Here is an 18,298-nt window from a genome sequence, read left to right as displayed (position 1 = left end):
CCATGCGTAAATCGCTATTACTTTTGATGTCGTGCCTGATCCTGGCGGCATGTAACAAGACCCCGCCGGCCTCGTCCGAAAAACCGGTCGACGTGCTGTTGATCGGCGCCGGTACCATGAGCGCCACCCTGGGCAGCATGCTCAAGGAACTCGATCCGTCGCTGACGATGGAAATGGTCGAACGCCTCGATTCCGTGGCCGCCGAAAGTTCGGACGCGATGAACAACGCCGGCACGGGCCACTCGGCATTCGCCGAGCTGAACTACACGCCGGAAGCGGCCGATGGCAGCATCGAGACCAAGAAAGCCGTTGCCATCAACGAGCAATTCGAAATTTCCAAGCAATTCTGGGCTTATCAGGTCGCCAACAAGCATCTGGGTGCGCCGCAGACCTTCATCAACAACGTGCCGCACATGGCCTTTGTATGGGGCGACGACAATATTGCCTTTTTGAAGAAGCGCTATGCTGCGCTGCAAAAGGAAAACCTGTTCAAGGGCATGCTGTTCTCGGAAGACCAGGCGCAGATCGAGCAGTGGGCGCCGCTCGTCATGCAAGGCCGCGACAAGGGCCAGAAAGTGGCCGCGACGCGCATGGAAATCGGTACCGACGTCAATTTCGGCAACCTCACGCGCGGTCTCGTGAAATACCTGACGGACAGCCACGGCATGGTCTTGCACCTGCGCCATCAGGTGGAAGACATCCAGCGCGGCGCCGATGGCGTGTGGAACGTGACGGTGAAAGACCTGGCCGCAGGCAAGGAAAAGACCATGCGCGCCAAGTTCGTCTTCATCGGCGCCGGCGGCGGTTCGCTGCCGCTGCTGGAAAAATCGGGCATTCCTGAAGCCAAGGGCTACGGCGGCGTGCCGGTCGGCGGCCAATGGCTGGTGACCACGAATCCGGAACTGGTGGCGGCGCATGCGGCCAAGGTCTACGGCAAGGCGTCCGTCGGTTCGCCGCCGATGTCCGTGCCGCATCTGGACACGCGCATCATCGACGGCAAGAAAGCCCTGCTGTTTGGCCCGTTTGCCACTTTCTCGACCAAGTTCCTGAAAAACGGTTCGTGGATCGACTTGCCTGCCTCGATCGGCACGGGCAATGTGAAACCGATGCTGCAAGCCGGTTACGACAATATTCCGCTGACGAAATACCTGGTGGAACAGGTCATGAACTCGCCGGAAGACCGTTTGAACACCCTGCGCGAGTACTTGCCGAATGCCAAGATGGAAGACTGGACCCTGCAAAACGCCGGCCAGCGCGTGCAGATTGTCAAGGATGACCCGGTCAAAGGCGGCTTGCTGCAGTTCGGCACGGAAGTCGTCGGCGCCGCCGATGGCAGCATCGTTGCCCTGCTGGGCGCATCGCCAGGCGCTTCGACCGCGCCGCCGATCATGATCAAGGTGCTGCAAACGGCATTCAAGAGCCGTCTGGCCACGCCAGAGTGGCAAGCCAAGATGGTGGAAATGGTGCCGTCGTATGGCCAAAAGCTGAACAACGACCCGGCCCTGGCCAACAAGATCCGCCACTACAGCAGCAATATCCTGGGCTTGAAAGCGATCACCCTGGATGTGGCACCAGCGCCAGCACCGGCGCCTGCGGCAAACTAAGTCAGCCTGACCGGCAGGGAAGTTTCCTGCCGGCATGAAAAAGGGGCAGCCTGTTCAGGCTGCCCCTTTTGCGTGGGAGAGTGCGTTCATGGTGCGGCGGACTACTCCTTGCCTGGCAGAATCAGCTCCGGCGTACACCCTTCGGCGGCGATGCCGTCGCATGGCTTGGCCAGTGCCGTACCATCCTGCGCCCGTGGCGCATGGGGCTGGCGCAGGTAGCGCGACGTGTGGCGGTGCGCTTGCTGTGCGTTGCCATGCACGGGCCAGGTCAGGAAGCGGGACAGCTCCTGCAAGGCGCGCTGGTAAACATCGCGCTTAAATTCAATGACGACATCGAGCGGGACCCAATATTCATGCCAGCGCCAGGCGTCGAACTCGGGATGGTCGGTCAGGCGCAGATTGACGTCGTTATCGCGCGCGCACATTCTCAGCAGAAACCAAATCTGCTTCTGGCCACGGTAATGGCCGCGAATCTCGCGCTTGATGAAGTGGTCTGGCACTTCATAGCGCAGCCAGTCGCGGGTGCGGCCGACAATTTTGACGTGTTCCTGTCTGAGTCCGATTTCCTCTTCAAGTTCGCGAAACATGGCTTGTTCCGGTGTTTCGCCATATTTGATACCGCCTTGCGGAAACTGCCATGAGTGCTCGCGCACCCGCTTGCCCCACCACACCTCGTTCTGGGCGTTTAGCAGGATGATGCCGACGTTGGGCCGAAACCCTTCACGGTCGAGCATAATGCACCTCAAACTTTCTGCGACAGTGCGTCTTTTTTTACATAATTACCCACAACTTCGCAAGCCGGTGACCTTTTCGGGGTGCGAAAAGCGCCGGAATCGCACCAATTGAGCGCATTTGTGTAAAGTATGGACGCATCAGCCAGCTAATCCTTTAAAATTAGGTTGATTATAACCCTCTCTTTTTAAAAAGAATTCACCGTTATGCGCGCCTCCCGTTTTTTTATTTCCACACTTAAAGATGCACCTTCTGACGCGGAAATCGTCAGCCACCAATTGATGATGCGTGCAGGCATGATCAAACGCCTCGGTTCCGGCATCTATACCTACATGCCGATGGGCTTGCGCGTGATTCGCAAGGTGGAAGCCATCATCCGTGACGAGATGAACAAAGCCGCCGGTATCGAACTGCTGATGCCGCTCGTGCAGCCAGCCGAACTGTGGCAAGAGACGGGCCGCTGGACCAAGATGGGCGACGAACTGATGCGCGTGAAAGACCGCCACGGCCGCGAATACGCGATCCAGCCGACATCGGAAGAAGTCATCACCGACGTTGTGCGCACGGAAATCAAGTCCTACCGCCAGCTGCCGTTGAATTTTTATCACATCCAGACCAAGTTCCGCGACGAGCGCCGCCCACGCTTCGGCCTGATGCGCGGCCGCGAATTCACGATGAAGGACGCCTACTCGTTCGACCGCGACCTGGCCGGCATGCAAGCGTCGTACAAGGTCATGTTTGACGCCTACACGCGCATCTTCACGCGTTTCGGCCTGAAATTCCGCGCCGTGGCAGCCGATAACGGCGCCATCGGCGGTTCCGGTTCGCATGAATTTCACGTCATCGCCCACACGGGGGAAGATGCGCTCGTGTACTGCCCGACCTCCGATTACGCCGCCAACATGGAAGCGGCCGAAGCGCTGCCGCCAGCCGGCGAGCGCCCGGCCGCCGCCCAGGCACTGACGAAAACGGCCACGCCGGACACCGTCAAGTGCGAAACCGTGGCCGCCTTGCTGGGCCTGGAACTGTCGCGCACCGTGAAAACCATCGCCCTGACGGTGGAAACGACGGGCAAGGACGAGAAAGTCACGAAACAGCACTTCATGCTGCTGCTGCGCGGCGACCATGAATTGAACGACATCAAGGTGGGCAAGGTTGCCGGCCTGGCCGGTCACCGTTTCTCCACGGAAGCGGAAATCCTGGAAGTCTACGGCACGATTCCTGGCTACCTGGGCCCGATCGGCACGCAAGCACCCGTCACCGTGGTGGCGGACCGCACGGTCGCCCACATGAGCGATTTCGTTTGCGGCGCGAATGAGGCCGGTTTCCACTACACGGGCGCCAACTGGGGCCGCGACGTGGCCGAGCCTGCCATCGTGGCTGATTTGCGCAATGTCGTCGCCGGCGACGCTTCGCCGGACGGCCAGGGCGCACTCGCCATCGAGCGCGGCATCGAAGTGGGCCACGTGTTCCAGCTGGGTACGGCGTACTCGGAAAGCATGAAAGCCACCTTCCTCGACGAAAACGGCAAGCCTGCGCCGCTGCAGATGGGCTGCTACGGCATCGGCGTGACGCGCATCCTGGGCGCCGCCATCGAGCAGAACTTCGACGACAAGGGCATCATCTGGCCCGCGTCGATCGCGCCATTCGAGGTCGTGCTGTGCCCGATGGGCATGGACCGCAGCGAACTGGTCAAGGAAGAGACGGAGAAGCTGTACGCGGCCCTGCAAGGCGCTGGCGTGGACGTCATCGTCGACGACCGCGGCTTGCGCCCTGGCGCCATGTTCGCCGACTGGGAACTGATTGGCGTGCCGCACCGCATCGTCATCGGCGAGCGCGGCCTGAAAGAAGGCAAGCTGGAATACCAGGGCCGCCGCGATACGGAAGCTTCCGGCGTGGCACCGGACGAGATCGTCGCCTTCATCCAGGGCAAAATGGCGCAGTGAAGCGTTTATCTGTAAGCAAGACGGCTGGCGCGCTCGCGCTGGCCGCCGGCCTGGCCTGCGTCTCTCCGGCGCAGGCCGGCAACCAGAAGGAGGAGGCGCTGGCCGACTCCGTCCGTCTGGCCCTGTCGCACGCGATCCGCGACGAACGCCCGCCGCAACCCAAATTTGCCACGCCCGCCGACTTGCAGCGCTACCAGCAATGGCTGGCGCAGATGTCGTCGCGCCTGCAGCGCAAGCTGCCGGACGCCCAGCTGCGCACGGAATTCCTGGAAACCGTCTGGTATGAAGCGCGCCGCGCGGGCCTGGAACCGGCCCTCGTGCTGGGCCTGATCCAGGTGGAGTCCGCCTACCGCAAGTACGCCGTCTCGCTGGCCGGCGCGCGTGGCTACATGCAGGTGATGCCATTTTGGACGGGCGTCATCGGCGACCATGACCGCAGCAAGCTGTTTCACATGCAGACGAATCTGCGCTACGGCTGCGCGATCTTGCGCATGTACCTGGATATGGAAAAAGGCGATTTGTACCTGGCGCTGGGGCGGTATAACGGCAGCCGGGGGCGGGCCGAGTATCCGAATGCGGTCAGGGCGGCTTGGCGGCAGTGGGAATTCAAATGAAGGCTGGGGTCAGACCCAACGGGTCTGACCCCAAAAAAATGCCCCGCTCGCAGTAAAGCGGCGGGGCACTCACACGGCGCGAAACGCCCTGTGCGTATCTGATTATTTCAAATGATCGGAGATCAGTTTCGTCATTTCAAACATGGAGACTTGGGCTTTGCCGCCGAAAACTGCTTTCAGCTTGTCGTCCGCATTGATCATGCGGCGGTTGGCCGGATCTTGCAGATCGAGTTTTTTGATGTAATCCCATACCTTTTTGGTCACTTCCGTGCGCGGCAGTGGTGCTGCGCCAACAACGGCGGCCAGCTCTTTCGATGGCGTCATTGCTTTCATGAATGCTGCGTTTGGCTTGCGTGGTGTTGCCGGTGCTGCCGCTTTCTTCGCCGCTGCTGGTTTAGCTGCTGCTTTGGCTGCGGGTGCTGCTTTCTTGGCGGCTGCAGGCTTGGCTGCTGCTGCTTTGGCTGGCGCTGCTACTGGGGTTTTTTTGGCTGTTGCCATCTTCGAGCCTCCTTAACAAACACATGGGAAATTGCGCAATTAATCGCACGGCTAATATTGGTGTGGATTTACCTTGTATGCAAGTGTTTTTCACGTTTTCACGAGGAAAAAGCAGGGAAATGGCAATGCTGTCGCCCGGGCGCACCGCTTGGGAGCGCAGAACGGCGTTTTTGCCTGTAAATGGCATGGTTGCTGGCTATGCGGGGAGGGGCGTTGCTGGGGGAGGGAAGAGTGATGCCGGACACATGAAAATGCAATCCGGCATTATTTGATAACGGTGTTTCTTGATTTGAGATACGCCTCACGCGGCGTAAAAAAGGCCTTCAAAATCACAGCGAGCGGATGGTATTTGTGGCCGAGAAGCGCAACCGTACTTTAGTACGGTGAGCATCGCCGGCCGCAAAGACCACCGCGCAGCGGATTTTGAAGCCTTACCTCATGCCAGGCATCATGCCCTTCATCGAGCGCATCATCTTCATCATGCCGCCGCCCGACAATTTCTTCATCATCGTCTGCATTTGCTCGAATTGCGTCAGCATGCGGTTCACTTCCTGCACCTGCACGCCGGCGCCGGCGGCGATGCGGCGCTTGCGCGTGGCCTTGATCAGTTCAGGCTTGGCGCGTTCCTGCGGCGTCATCGAGTCGATGATGCCGCACATGCGGCGCACCTGCTTGTCGGCTTGATCCATGTTCTTGCCGCCTGCCGCCTGCTGGAACTGGGCCGGCAGCTTGTCCATCAGGTTGGCCATGCCGCCCATTTTCTTCATTTGGCCCAGTTGCGCCTTGAAGTCGTTCATGTCGAACTTGCCGCCGACCTTGATCTTCTGCGCCAGGTCGGCCGCCGCCTTGCTGTCGACGCCCTTGCGCGCTTCTTCCACCAGCGCGAGGATGTCGCCCATGCCCAGGATGCGGTTGGCCATGCGGGTCGGGTCGAACGCTTCCAGGCCGTCGAGTTTTTCCGAGACGCCGGCAAACTTGATCGGTTTGCCCGTGATGTGGCGCACGGACAGGGCCGCACCGCCGCGCGCATCGCCATCGAGCTTGGTCAGCACGATACCGGTCAGCGGCAGCGCATCATTGAAGGCTTTGGCCGTGTTGATGGCGTCCTGGCCCAGCATGGCGTCGACGACAAACAGGGTTTCGATCGGTTTCACGGCGCCGTGGACGGCGGCGATTTCGCGCATCATCTCTTCGTCGATACCGAGACGGCCCGCCGTATCGATGATCAGCACGTCGTGGTAATGCTTTTTCGCCCAGTCCAGCGCGGCCAGCGCGATGTCGACCGGCTTGTCCGTGCTGGTGGACGGGAAGAAGTCGGCGCCCACCTGGGCGGTGACCGATTGCAGCTGGGCGATTGCGGCGGGACGGTACACGTCGGCCGAGACGGTCAGCACTTTCTTCTTCTTTTCTTCCTTCAGATACTTCGCCAGCTTGCCGACGGTGGTGGTTTTACCCACACCCTGCAAACCGGCCATCAGGATGATGGCGGGCGGCTGCTGCGCAAAGCTGATCTGCGACGCTTCCGGTCCCAGGTCGGCGCCCATCAGGGCGGCCAGTTCGCGCTGCACCACGCCTACCAGGGCCTGGCCTGGCGTGAGCGAGGAAATGACATCCTCGCCCATGGCTTTTTCTTTGACTTTGGCGATGAATTCGCGCACGGCGGGCAGGGCGACGTCGGCTTCGAGCAGCGCCAGGCGCACTTCGCGCAGCATGTCGGCGGTGTTCGCTTCGGTCAGGCGCGCCTCGCCGCGCATGGTCTTGACGACTTTGGCAAGCCGTTGGGTGAGATTATCTAGCATGATGAACCTGCAATGAAAAGCTTGGGAGTGGGCGGCGCAAGCCGGACGATGGGCGCCATTTTACCCCATCGCGGGTGGCTGGCGGTCCCGCGCTGCGCCGCCTGGCGGTTGGCCTGCTTTTGAATTAGTTGGTATTTCTGGCAATGCCGCGATTGCATGAATGGCAGGAACGCGGTTAGAATGAGAATAATTCTTATTTACATTCTCGGGCGCCGCACGCCCGGGCGGAAAGGGATGCCATGTCGGCCGCCGATTTTGCACAGCAACAAGACCTGCACGCGCTCTACAGCAGCCATCACGGCTGGCTGCAGGGCTGGCTGCGGCATAAGCTGGGCAATGCAGGCGACGCGGCGGACCTGGCGCAAGATACTTTCATCAGCGTGCTGACGGCCGATGCCGCGCCGCAGATCCGCGAAGCGCGGCCTTTCCTGGCCACCATCGCGCGCCGCCTGGTGGCGCACCGCCACCGCCGGCAAGTGCTGGAAGATGCGTATCTGGAGGCGCTGGCCTGTCTGCCGCCCGAGCTGGCGCCCGCGCCCGAAGAACGGCTGCTGGCGCTGGAAGCCTTGCAGGAAATCGATGCGGCCCTCGACGGCTTGCCGGCGCCCGTGCGCACGGCGTTCCTGCTGGCGCAACTGGAGGGCCTCAGCTATGCCGAGATCGCCGCGCGCCTGAACGTGTCGGCCAGCTCGGTCAAGCAATACCTGACGCGCGCCAACCGCCAGGTGTTTTTCTCGCTGCCGGCATGAGCACGGTGGGGAATGCTGCGGCCCCGGCGGCCATCCGCGAGGATGTGCAGAAGCAGGCGGCCGAGTGGCTGACCATGCTGATGTCGGGCGAGATGGACGCGGCGCAGCACGCCGCATGGCAGCGCTGGCGCGAGGCCGACCCTGAACATGAACGGGCCTGGCGGCATATCGAAGCCGTATCGCAGCGCTTCAACGGCTTGCACCGCGGTGCGGCCGCGCAGGCGCTGGCCGGCACGCAGCAGCAAGCCGTCAACGGCAAGCGGCGCCAGTTGCTGGCGTGGCTGGGCGTGGCGGCCGGCGGCGGCATGCTGGCCGCGCAGACGGATGCCTGGGATGGCGTGCGCGCCCTGCGCGCCGACTACCGCACGGCCACGGGCGAGCGGCGCGAGGTGGTGCTGGACGATGGCAGTGTGCTCAGTCTGAATACGGGATCGGCCGTGAACGTGCGTTTCGACGCCAGCCGGCGCCTGATCGAGCTGCTGGCTGGCGAGATCCTCGTCACCAGCGGCCATGGCGCCGGCAGCGGCGCGCCTTTGGTGGTGGCCACGCGCGAAGGCATGGTGCGCGCGCTGGGCACGCGCTTTGCCGTGCGCCAGCAGGATGACTACAGCACCGTGGACGTGTTGGAAAGCGCCGTTGAAATCCTGCCCCGCGATGGCAGCGGCGCGCCCTTGCTGCTGGCGGCCGGCCACGGCGTGGCGTTTTCCCGCCAGGCGCCAGACGCGCCGCACGCCATCGATGCGTATGCGCACGCCTGGTCGCGTGGGCAACTGATCGTCGACGACGTGACCCTCGGCGATTTCCTGGCCGACCTGGCCCGCTACCGCCCCGGCGTGATCGATTGCGCACCGGCAGTGGCCCAGCTGCGCCTGTCGGGCGTGTTCCCGCTGGCCGACACCCAGCGCATCCTGAACATGCTGCCCAATTCCTTACCAGTGCAGGTGCGCAGCCGCACGCGGTATTGGGTCAGCGTCGAACCGGCGCCGTAGCACCCCACAAAAAATACTTGCAGCCGGACTGCCCGTTTTTCGTTTTCGCGGCACCTACAGAGTAGGGCGCCTGTTTTTCACCGTCTGATGACGCCACTACTATCAGGAACTTGCATGTTTCACGCTTTGAATTTTGTCAGTTTGCCATCTCATCACTGCGCATTGCGTCCGCTGGCGCAAGCGGCTGCCGCCCTGTGCCTGGCCGCCAGCCTGCCGGCGCTGGCGCAGCAGGCCACGCCTGCCATCCCTGCTGCCGAACAGACCATGCTCGGCGTGTCCGTCACGGCAGGGCGCGATGCGACAACAGAAGGCAGCGGCTCCTACACGACGGGCGTGAGCAATACGGCAACCAAGCTGAACCTGTCGCTGCGCGAGACGCCGCAGTCGGTCAGCGTGCTGACGCGCCAGCAGATCGACGACCTGGGCATCACGACACTGGACGACGCGGTGCAGTCGATCACGGGGCTGGTCATGCAAAAGGGCAACTTTACGGGTGATTCGGGCAGTTTCAGCGCACGCGGCTTTCCAGTCGAGAACATCCTGTTCGATGGCTTGCCTACCAGCCTGGGCGCGAACGGCACCTTCAATGGCGACAATGACGACCTGGCCATCTATGACCGCATCGAAGTGGTGCGCGGCGCCACGGGCTTGATGACGGGCAGCGGCACGCCCAGCGCGGCCATCAATATGGTGCGCAAGCGCCCGACGGCCACGCCGCAAGCGTCATTCTCGGCCAGCGTGGGCAGCTGGAGCAACTACCGCCTGGAAGCCGATGCGGCCAACGCGCTCAATGAAGCGAAGACCCTGCGCGGGCGCATCGTCGCGACGGTGCAGGACAAGAAGGATTTTGTCGACGTGCTGCATGGCCGCAATCACCAGCTGTACGGCATCATCGAGGCGGATCTGCGCCCGGACACCACCTTGACCGTGGGCGCCCACTACCGCAAGACGGATAACGACGGCGTCGCGACGGGCGTGGTGACGGCCGCCGACGGCAGCTTTTTGAACTTGCCCCGCTCGACTTACCTGGGCACCGACTTCGATGGCTGGCGCCAGACGGATAAAACCATCTTCGCCGAACTGGAACACCGCTTCGGCAATGGCTGGAAGGCCAAGCTGGCCGCCACGCGCAAGACGCCCGAGATCGACACGACGTTTTCCGGCATCAACCGCCGCGGCGACACCCTGCGCTTCAATTCGCAAAGCTACCGCGCCGAACTGGCCAATACCAGCTATGACGCGTATGCCAGCGGCAGCTACAGCCTGTTCGGCCGCGAGCACGAGCTGACGGTCGGCGCCAGCCACCGCCGTTCGTCGAAAAACAGCTATGGCGGCTGGGCGGCGTACACCCGGCAAGCGAGCGCGCCGGTGATCGACCCCTACCACTGGGATGTGGGCAGCGTGGCGCGCCCCGTCATCAATTACGCGCAGTGGGGCACGGCCAGCATCACCGAGCAAAGCGGCGTGTATGCGGGCACGCGCATGCGCCTGGCCGAGCCGCTGTCGCTGGTGTTGGGCGGGCGCGTGAGCTGGTACAAGGACGATGCCGGCTACTCGGTGGCGCGCGAATTCACGCCGTACGCCGGCGTCGTGTATGACCTCGACAAGCAGCATTCCGTGTACGCCAGCTGGACCGAAATCTTCCAGCCGCAAGCGGCCACCGACGCCAATGCGCAGCCATTGAAGCCGATCAGCGGCACCAACTATGAAGCGGGCGTAAAAGGCGAATACTTCGGCGGCGCTCTCAATGCCAGCGCGGCCGTGTTCCAGATCCGCCAGCAAAACCGCGGCGTGGACGACCTGGCCGGCCCGGATCCCTGCCCCGGCAGCACCTGGGGCTATTGCCAGCGCGCGTCGGGCGAAGTGCGCAGCGAAGGCGTGGAGCTGGACGTGGCGGGCGCGCTGACGCCCGACTGGCAGCTGTCGGCCGGCTTTACGTATGTGAAGGCGCAATTTACGCGCGACAGCGATCCGGCCAATATCGGCAAGGACTTCAACAGCCGCTATCCGCGCCAGCAGCTCAAGCTGGCCACCAGCTACCGCCTGTCCGGCGCGGCGCAGGGCTGGCGCATCGGCGCTTCGGTGTACGGGCAGGGCGCGACCGAGTCGAAGGAAGGCGCCTACCATCTGCGCCAGGGCCGCTACGCGATCGTGGGTCTGAACGCCGCGTGGCAGATCGACAGCCGCGCCGAGCTGCGCCTGAACGTGAACAATGCGCTCGACAAGCGCTACTACCAGAGCATCTACTCCGATGTGGTGGGCAACCTGGTGGGCACGCCGCGCAACCTGATGCTGACCTTGAACTACACACTGTAAATAACCGCTTTTGAATGATCTATCTTGATGAAGGATGCATGGCTTATGAATGTGCAGTTGAATCTGGCCCACGCCAGCAATGGCGTGAGCCAGCGTGTGCCGCAGGGAGCGCCGCGATGATGAAATCGGCCCACATGATGTTGTTCTCGCGCGTGCTGGCCGCCGTCTTTGGCGGCTATGCGCTCACGTCCGGCGTGGCCGTGCTGCTGGCCGCCGTGCTGCCGCTGTCGCGCGCCGAAGCCGTGCTGACGGCCACCCTGAGCGCCTTCGTCGTCTACACCTGCGCCGTGATCTGGGTCTTTGCCGTGCAGGACCTGCGCCGCGCCTGGCTGGGCATGCTGCTGCCGGCGATTCTATGCGGCGGCCTTGGCCTGCTGCTGTCGCGAGGTGCAGCATGAACGCCGTCAAGGTAGATAAAGTGGTGAAAACGCCGCAGCAGGGCGGCTTGCGCCAGGCCATGGCCTGGCTGCATACGTGGAGCGGCCTGTGGATTTCCTGGCTGCTGTTCGCCATTTTCCTGACCGGCACCCTGGCCGTCTTCGACGACCCGATCGGCCACTGGATGACGCCCGAACACGCGCTCGAAGAGGCGGCGCATGCGAACGATCCGCCGCTGCCGAAGGTCACGGACCGTGGGCACCGCCTGGAACTGGCGCTCGACTTCATGGCCAAGGAACATCCGAAGGCGGACATGTGGGAAATCTGGCCCGTGCAGCGTCCCGGCCACGGCTTGTCCGCCTATTGGTTCCAGCCCGCCGGCGGCTACGGCTCGGCGGACCTCGATCCGCTGACGGGCGCCGTCATCGAACATGCGCGCGAGGAAAATGCGCGCGAGACCATCGGCGGCCACCATTTCGTCGATTTTCACTACGAGCTGCACGCGGGACGCATCGGCGTATGGATCGTCGCCATCACCACCATGATCATGCTGGTGGCGCTGGTGAGCGGCGTCATCACGCACAAGCGCATCTTCAAGGATTTCTTCACCTTCCGCCCGGCCAAGGGCCAGCGCTCGTGGCTCGACGCGCACAACGCGGTGGCCGTGCTGACCTTGCCGTTCCAGTTCATGATCGCCTACACGGGCCTGGCCTTCTTCAGCGATGACTATGTGCCGGCCCCCGTGGTGGCGCAATACGGCATGGACAATGCCAAGAAAGCCTTTTTGGCCGACTGGAACGATGTGGGTAAACCCGTGAAAACGGGCCAGCCGCTGGCCATTCCCGCGCTGGAATCGTTCGCGCTGCGCGCCGAACAGGCCATCGGCCAGGAAATCCGCGCCGTGGTGCTGGACAACCCGAACGACGCGTCCATGCGCGTGTGCATGTACGGCTGGAATGAAGAGACGGACACGATGGAACGCCTCAGCGCCAACACGGGCCGGGCCTGCTATGCGCTGGCCACGGGCGAACAGGTCGCCTTGCGCCTGCCCGGCGAGTCGGATACGGGTGGCGCGGGCCTGACGCGCTCCGTCATGTCGAACCTGCACATGGTGGGCTTCGGCGGCACGCCGATGCGCTGGCTGTACTTTTTCTGCGGCCTGGCCGGTACGGCCATGATGGGCACGGGGGCGATCCTGTTCATGGTCAAGCGTCGCCAGAAGTCGGGCGGCGAGTTCGGCGCCTACACACAGCGCGTGTACCGCGTCATCGCCTGCCTGAACGTGGCGGCGATCGCCGGCCTGTCCATCGCCTGCGTGGGCTTCCTGTGGGCCAACCGTTTGATCCCCGTCGGCATCGAGCACCGCGCCGGCTGGGAATTGCGGGCCTTCTTCGGCGTGTGGTTTGTGATGCTGGTGCACGCCTGCCTGCGCGCGGAAAAGCGCGCGTGGATCGAGCAACTGGGCTTGCTGGCCGCCCTGTGCCTGCTGCTGCCCGTCTTGAATGTATTGAGCACGGGCGACAATCTGGCGGCGCAAATCGCGCGCGGCGACTGGGAAAGCGCCGGCGTGGAGCTGGGCAGCATGGCCTTCGGTCTGCTGGCCGCCTGGGGCGCGTGGAAAGTCCACAAGCGCAAGGAAAAACCACTGAAAAAGGCCGCGGCCAGGGAAAACGCTGCGCCCACGGCCAGCCTGCACGTCACTACGGAAGGACAGTCATGATCAATACCATCCTGTGCGCGCTGGGCCTGTCGTATGCGGGCATGGCCAGCCTCTCGCTGGCGATGGACCGCCACCATGGCCAGGTCTGGGGCAGGGACGCGGCGCCAAACGTGCGGCGCGCGCTGCAACTGGCCGGCGCGGTGTTGCTGGCGCTGGCCATCTGGCCCTGCGTGGCCGGCTGGAGCGCCACCGTCGGCGTGGTCGCCTGGCTGGGGTTCATCGGGGCGGGCGCGCTGCTGGTGGCCCTGCTGCTGCCGTATGCGCCCCGCTTGCTGTTTCGTAGTTCCCTGCTGGCAGCCGTCGCCGCGCTGGCAGGTCTTGTGACGTTCCTGCGGTGATGTTTACCGCCATTTTCAAGGATAGACTGATGCACTTTTCACGCCTGGCGACACCGATTGATGTGTTGAATGTATTGAAAGTGGCTGCCTGATGGCGGCCCGCCTGCCTACCCGCCGCGCCCGCATCCTGGGCGGCGTGGTCTTGCTGGCGCTGTTCGGCGCCGGCGCACTGTGGGCCACGCGCGGCCCGAAAACCGTGTTCGACACGGCGCCCGTCAAGCGCGGCAACATTGAGGCCAGCGTCACGGCCATCGGCACCCTGCAGCCGCAAACCTATGTCGACGTGGGCGCGCAGGTGTCGGGCCAGATCACGCGTTTGCACGTACAGCCGGGCAGCGCCGTGGAAAAAGGCCAGTTGCTGGCCGAGATCGACCCCAGCGTGCAGCAAGCCACGGTCGACGCGGGCCGCGCCGCGCTGGCGGGCTTGCGCGCGCAGCTGGCCGACCAGCAGGCGCAGCACCGCCTGGCGGGCCAGCAGCATGGCCGCCAGAAGCAGATGGCCAAGTTCGACTCCACGCCCTTGGCCGACCTGGAAACGGCCGAAGCCACGCTGGCCTCGGCCGGTGCCAAGATCGATCACCTGAAGGCGCAGATAGCCCAGACCCAGGCCAGCCTGAAGGCGGACGAGGCGCGCCTCGGTTACACGCGCATCTACGCGCCCATGGCCGGCAAGGTAGTGGGCCTGGATGCAAAAGAGGGGCAAACCCTGAACGCCACGTACCAGACGCCGAACATCCTGCGCATCGCCGACCTGTCGGCCATGACGGTATGGACGGAAGTATCGGAAGCGGACGTGCGCCGCGTGCGCCCGGACATGCCCGTGTACTTCACCACCCTGGGCGGCGACCAGCGGCGCTGGAGCGGCAAGGTGCGCCAGGTGCTGCCGGCCCCGCCGGTGCCCGGTGGTTCCGCCGCCGGCACGGCCCTGGCGCCGTCGACCAGCAAGGTGATCTTGTATACAGTGCTGTTCGACGTCGATAACGCCGACGGCGAACTGATGCCGCAGATGACGGCGCAGGTGGTATTCGTCACGGCGGCGGCGAACAATGTGCTGGCCGTGCCCTTGCCGGCCCTGAAACCCTCGACGGAAGAAGGCGCCAAGCCGGGGCAGTTCACGGCCCGCGTGATGGATGCGGACGGCAAGGTCGATACGCGCGCCGTCACCGTGGGCGTGCGCAACCGCCTCAGCGCGGAAGTGCTGCAAGGCTTGCGCGAAGGCGAGCTGCTGGTCACGGGCGAACAGCCGGCCGGCAGCGGCAGCAGCAGGTTCCAGCTGTGAGCGCGATGAGCGAGGCCAGGTCGCTGGGGCAAGCCGGAGAAGCTGGCCAGCCGGTTCCTTTGATTGAACTTGCCGGCATCCGCAAGCGCTACGGCGGCCATGACGGCGCACCGGCCGTGGAAGTGCTGCGCGGCCTGACCCTGTCGATTGGCGCCGGCGAATTCGTCGCCATCGTCGGCGCGTCCGGTTCCGGCAAGTCGACCCTGATGCATTTGCTCGGATGCCTGGACCGGCCCAGCGACGGCACGTACCGCTTTGCCGGCCAGGATGTGGCCAGCCTGAACCCCGATGAACTGGCGTGGCTGCGGCGCGAAGCGTTCGGCTTCGTCTTCCAGGGTTATCACCTGATCGCCACGGAATCGGCGCGCGAAAACGTGGAAGTGCCGGCCCTGTACGCGGGCATGCCGGCCGCCGCCCGCCATGCGCGTTCCGCAGCGCTGCTCAAGCGCCTGGGACTGGGAGAACGGCTCGATCACCGGCCGAACCAGTTGTCGGGCGGGCAGCAGCAGCGCGTGTCGATCGCGCGCGCGCTGATGAATGGCGGGCGCATCATCCTCGCCGATGAACCGACGGGGGCGTTAGATAGCAGCAGCGGCGCCGAAGTCATGGCGCTGCTGGGTGAACTGGCCGACGCGGGCCACACCATCATCCTCATCACGCATGATCGCAAGGTGGCGGCCCAGGCGCGCCGCGTGATCGAGATCAGCGATGGGGAAATCGTCGCAGACTCGGGCGCCATCGCCATTCCTGCCACGTCGACGGCCCTGCCGCCGCTGGACATGTCGCGCGCCGCGCATGACACGGGGGCGTCGCTGGGCACGGAATTGCTCGACGCGGCGCGCGCGGCATGGCGCGTGCTGTGGATCAACCGCTTCCGCACGGGCCTGACCTTGCTCGGCATCGTCATCGGCGTCGCTTCGGTCATCGTCATGCTGGCCATCGGCCTGGGCACGCGCCAGCAGGTGATGGCCCAATTGGGCGCCTTCGGCTCGAACTTGCTGTACATGGCGTCGCGCGGCGAAAGCTCGCGCATCCCGGGGCGCAGCATCACCCTGGCCGACCTCGATGCGCTCAAGGACGTGCCGGGCATCACCCACGTGCTGCCGAATGTCACGGGCAACAAGGTGATACGCCACGGTAACCTCGACGTGCAGACCTATGTGCGCGGCACGGGGCCGGCCCTGCCGCAGATTCAGACCTGGCCCGTGGCCAAGGGCGGCTTCTTTACCGAGGAAGACGAGCGCGAGATGGCCACCGTGGCCGTGCTGGGTGCGCACCTGGCGGAAAAACTGATGCCCGACGTGGCCAATCCCGTGGGGCAGAGCATCCTGATCGGCAACGTGCCGTTCCAGGTGATCGGCGTGATGAGCGCGAAGGGCGCGCTGACGGGCGAGAAGGATGAAGACGACGTGCTGCTGCTGCCGTTTTCCACGGCCGGCATCCGCGTCTTCGGCCAGCGCGAGCCGACGTACACCGTCATGGCGGTGGCCGACGTCAAGCGCGTGACGGAGGTGGAGGCGGCGGTCGACGCCACCATGTTCGAGCGCCACCGCATCCGCGACTACGGCATCAGCAACGCGGCCGCGTCGATTGCCGCTGAAGCCAAGACGCAGGACAACATGACCATGATGCTCAGCCTGATCGCCGCCGTCTCGCTGGTGGTGGGCGGCATCGGCGTCATGAACGTGATGCTGATGACGGTGCGCGAGCGCACGCGCGAAATCGGCATCCGCATGGCGACGGGCGCGCGCCGGCGCGACATCCTGCGCCAGTTCCTCACGGAAGCCGTGCTGGTGTCGGTGGTGGGCGGCGTGGCTGGCATCGTGGTCGGCGTGACGGTGGCCGGCTTGCTGCTGGTATGGGACGTGCCGGTGATTTTTTCCCTGAGCGCGATCGCCGGCGCATTTGCCTGCGCCGTGGTGACGGGCCTGGTGTTTGGCTTCATGCCGGCGCGCAAGGCGTCGGGACTCGACCCGGTCGTGGCGCTGGCTGGCCAGTAAGGCCGGCTGTTGTAAAAACGCCGGCGCCATGCCTGCCATCGCGGCCAGGCATGGCGCCGGCGCGGCCGCACGCATCAACTTCCGCTGCAACTCCTGCCTGCCAACGCCTTGTTCATGGCGAAGACTGTAGCGAGCAACGAGACGGCGAGAAATCCGATGACGGTCCATGCGAACGACGCCACGTCTGACCGGTCAAGCAAAATTCCGCCGACCACGCCGCCGCTGGCCACTGCCGTGTTCCAGCCCGTCGTGTACATCGATTGCGCCACATCAACCGATTCGCCGGCAAAGCGGGACAAGGCCGTTTGAGTGATCGTGGCAAAACCGCCCACAGCGAGGCCCCATACCGCCACAGAGGGGTAGACCACTTGCGACAGGTCGCCCCAAAGACCCAGCAACAGGGATGCGGCGGCAAAGACCATGACGCTTGCCACGGCAAGAAACTGCAGCCGACGATCGACCATGGCACCGACGACCCATAGGCCGATGATCGAACCCAGTCCGAAGACGAACAGGACGGTTTCCACGTTCGCTGACAAGCCCGAAGGCACGAGCAATGGCTCAATATAGATGTAGAGAATGTTGTGGGCAACAACGAAGGTGAGGACCACGAACAGCACGGCGCGAATGCCGGTCTTGAAAAATATGCTGGAAAGCGCTTGGCGCTGCCCCTTGCTCTGGCCAGGGAAGTCGGGGACGATGGCAATGATCCACAGCATGAGCAAGAGTGCCAGGGCACTCATCAGGCCAAACGCGCCTTGCCAGCCGATGGCGCGGCCAAGTAGCGCTCCGAGCGGCACACCGAGCACCAGCGCGATGGTCGCGCCGGCACCGGATATCGCAATCGCCCGTCCGCCGAGATGAGACGGCGACATGCGCACCGCATATCCAGCCAGCAGCGTCCAGACGATTCCACCGAAGACACCGGCGAAGAAGCGCGCCACCAGAGAGACGGCATAGCTGTCGGACAGCGCGGTGACGAGATTGACAAGCGCAAAGCCGAAGATCGCCGTCAATAGCAAGGGACGCCGCCGCATGCCTTGCGTAAGCATGGTGACGGGAATCGCGGCGACCAGCGCACCGACCGCGTAGGCGGTAATGAACTGGCCTGCCAGGCTGTCAGAGACGCTCAAGCCTTGCGCAATGGAAGAAAGCAATCCCGCCGGCATGATCTCGGTCAGCAGCGTGACAAAGGCTGCCATGGCCAAGGCAAGCAGTCCACCCAAGGGTAGTCGCTCGGCGCTCTTGTGTCGAGCGGATGTTGTTGTCTGATGCATAAACTAGGTTCCTCAAATTGAAGTCGTTCTGGTTCTGTGTGAAGTATCAGTACGTATGC

Annotated in this window: 15 protein-coding genes; 11 read left to right on the top strand and 4 right to left on the bottom strand. The window is 63.9% G+C overall.

Features of this window, described 5'->3' with window-relative positions; all coding sequences use genetic code 11:
* The first annotated feature begins 2 nt into the window (after positions 1–2).
* Positions 3–1,604, top strand: coding sequence for a malate dehydrogenase (quinone) (gene mqo / locus P9875_RS26335; RefSeq protein ID WP_035822170.1), 1,602 nt, complete (start codon positions 3–5; stop codon positions 1,602–1,604).
* Between the two features lie 101 nt (positions 1,605–1,705).
* Here mqo and P9875_RS26330 read toward each other — a convergent pair whose 3' ends face one another.
* Complete coding sequence (locus P9875_RS26330) at positions 1,706–2,338, bottom strand: RNA pyrophosphohydrolase (RefSeq protein ID WP_034780273.1); 633 nt, start codon at positions 2,336–2,338, stop codon at positions 1,706–1,708.
* A 204-nt stretch (positions 2,339–2,542) separates the two neighbouring features.
* Here P9875_RS26330 and P9875_RS26325 point away from each other — a divergent pair, with 204 nt between their 5' ends.
* Positions 2,543–4,282, top strand: a complete 1,740-nt coding sequence (locus tag P9875_RS26325) for a proline--tRNA ligase (protein ID WP_278317024.1) — start codon at positions 2,543–2,545, stop codon at positions 4,280–4,282.
* Positions 4,279–4,896: a lytic transglycosylase domain-containing protein gene (locus P9875_RS26320; RefSeq protein WP_278317023.1), complete on the top strand. Its 618-nt coding sequence runs from the start codon at positions 4,279–4,281 to the stop codon at positions 4,894–4,896. Before P9875_RS26325 ends, P9875_RS26320 begins: the two co-directional genes overlap by 4 nt.
* A 102-nt stretch (positions 4,897–4,998) precedes the next feature.
* On the opposite strand, the gene P9875_RS26315 is transcribed toward P9875_RS26320, so the two are convergent.
* Both P9875_RS26315 and ffh read right to left on the bottom strand, forming a co-directional pair.
* Positions 4,999–5,394 (bottom strand): SWIB/MDM2 domain-containing protein, encoded by a 396-nt coding sequence (locus P9875_RS26315; protein WP_071653383.1) that lies wholly within the window; start codon positions 5,392–5,394, stop codon positions 4,999–5,001.
* Between the two features lie 431 nt (positions 5,395–5,825).
* Positions 5,826–7,193, bottom strand: coding sequence for a signal recognition particle protein (gene ffh, locus P9875_RS26310; protein ID WP_034746567.1), 1,368 nt, complete (start codon positions 7,191–7,193; stop codon positions 5,826–5,828).
* 239 nt (positions 7,194–7,432) lie between these two features.
* Between ffh and P9875_RS26305 the strand changes: the two genes are divergently transcribed.
* The 8 genes from P9875_RS26305 to P9875_RS26270 all read left to right on the top strand — a co-directional run bounded on the left by P9875_RS26305 (position 7,433) and on the right by P9875_RS26270 (position 16,962).
* A complete protein-coding gene (locus P9875_RS26305; RefSeq protein ID WP_278317022.1) occupies positions 7,433–7,942 on the top strand; it encodes a sigma-70 family RNA polymerase sigma factor in 510 nt (169 codons plus the stop codon).
* Positions 7,939–8,931 carry a FecR domain-containing protein gene (locus P9875_RS26300; RefSeq protein ID WP_278317021.1) on the top strand — a complete coding sequence of 331 codons (993 nt, stop codon included), beginning with the start codon at positions 7,939–7,941 and terminating at the stop codon, positions 8,929–8,931. Before P9875_RS26305 ends, P9875_RS26300 begins: the two co-directional genes overlap by 4 nt.
* Before the next feature lie 114 nt (positions 8,932–9,045).
* Positions 9,046–11,247 carry a TonB-dependent siderophore receptor gene (locus P9875_RS26295; RefSeq protein WP_278317020.1) on the top strand — a complete coding sequence of 734 codons (2,202 nt, stop codon included), beginning with the start codon at positions 9,046–9,048 and terminating at the stop codon, positions 11,245–11,247.
* 116 nt (positions 11,248–11,363) lie between these two features.
* Positions 11,364–11,645, top strand: a complete 282-nt coding sequence (locus P9875_RS26290) for a hypothetical protein (RefSeq protein WP_152598776.1) — start codon at positions 11,364–11,366, stop codon at positions 11,643–11,645.
* Positions 11,642–13,345, top strand: coding sequence for a PepSY-associated TM helix domain-containing protein (locus P9875_RS26285; protein WP_035822160.1), 1,704 nt, complete (start codon positions 11,642–11,644; stop codon positions 13,343–13,345). Before P9875_RS26290 ends, P9875_RS26285 begins: the two co-directional genes overlap by 4 nt.
* Positions 13,342–13,683 (top strand): DUF3325 domain-containing protein, encoded by a 342-nt coding sequence (locus P9875_RS26280; protein WP_278317019.1) that lies wholly within the window; start codon positions 13,342–13,344, stop codon positions 13,681–13,683. The genes P9875_RS26285 and P9875_RS26280 overlap by 4 nt, the downstream gene beginning before the upstream one ends.
* 91 nt (positions 13,684–13,774) lie before the next feature.
* A complete protein-coding gene (locus tag P9875_RS26275) occupies positions 13,775–14,962 on the top strand; it encodes an efflux RND transporter periplasmic adaptor subunit (protein ID WP_099401610.1) in 1,188 nt (395 codons plus the stop codon).
* Between the two features lie 5 nt (positions 14,963–14,967).
* Positions 14,968–16,962, top strand: coding sequence for a MacB family efflux pump subunit (locus P9875_RS26270; protein ID WP_278317017.1), 1,995 nt, complete (start codon positions 14,968–14,970; stop codon positions 16,960–16,962).
* Positions 16,963–17,036: 74 nt separating this feature from the next.
* Here P9875_RS26270 and P9875_RS26265 read toward each other — a convergent pair whose 3' ends face one another.
* Positions 17,037–18,239: an MFS transporter gene (locus P9875_RS26265; protein WP_219308041.1), complete on the bottom strand. Its 1,203-nt coding sequence runs from the start codon at positions 18,237–18,239 to the stop codon at positions 17,037–17,039.
* Between the last annotated feature and the right edge of the window lie 59 nt (positions 18,240–18,298).

The sequence above is a fragment of the Janthinobacterium rivuli genome (assembly GCF_029690045.1).
GTDB lineage: Bacteria > Pseudomonadota > Gammaproteobacteria > Burkholderiales > Burkholderiaceae_D > Janthinobacterium > Janthinobacterium rivuli.
Note: the sequence above shows the minus strand (reverse complement) of the source record. Positions and strands in the feature narration are given on the sequence as shown.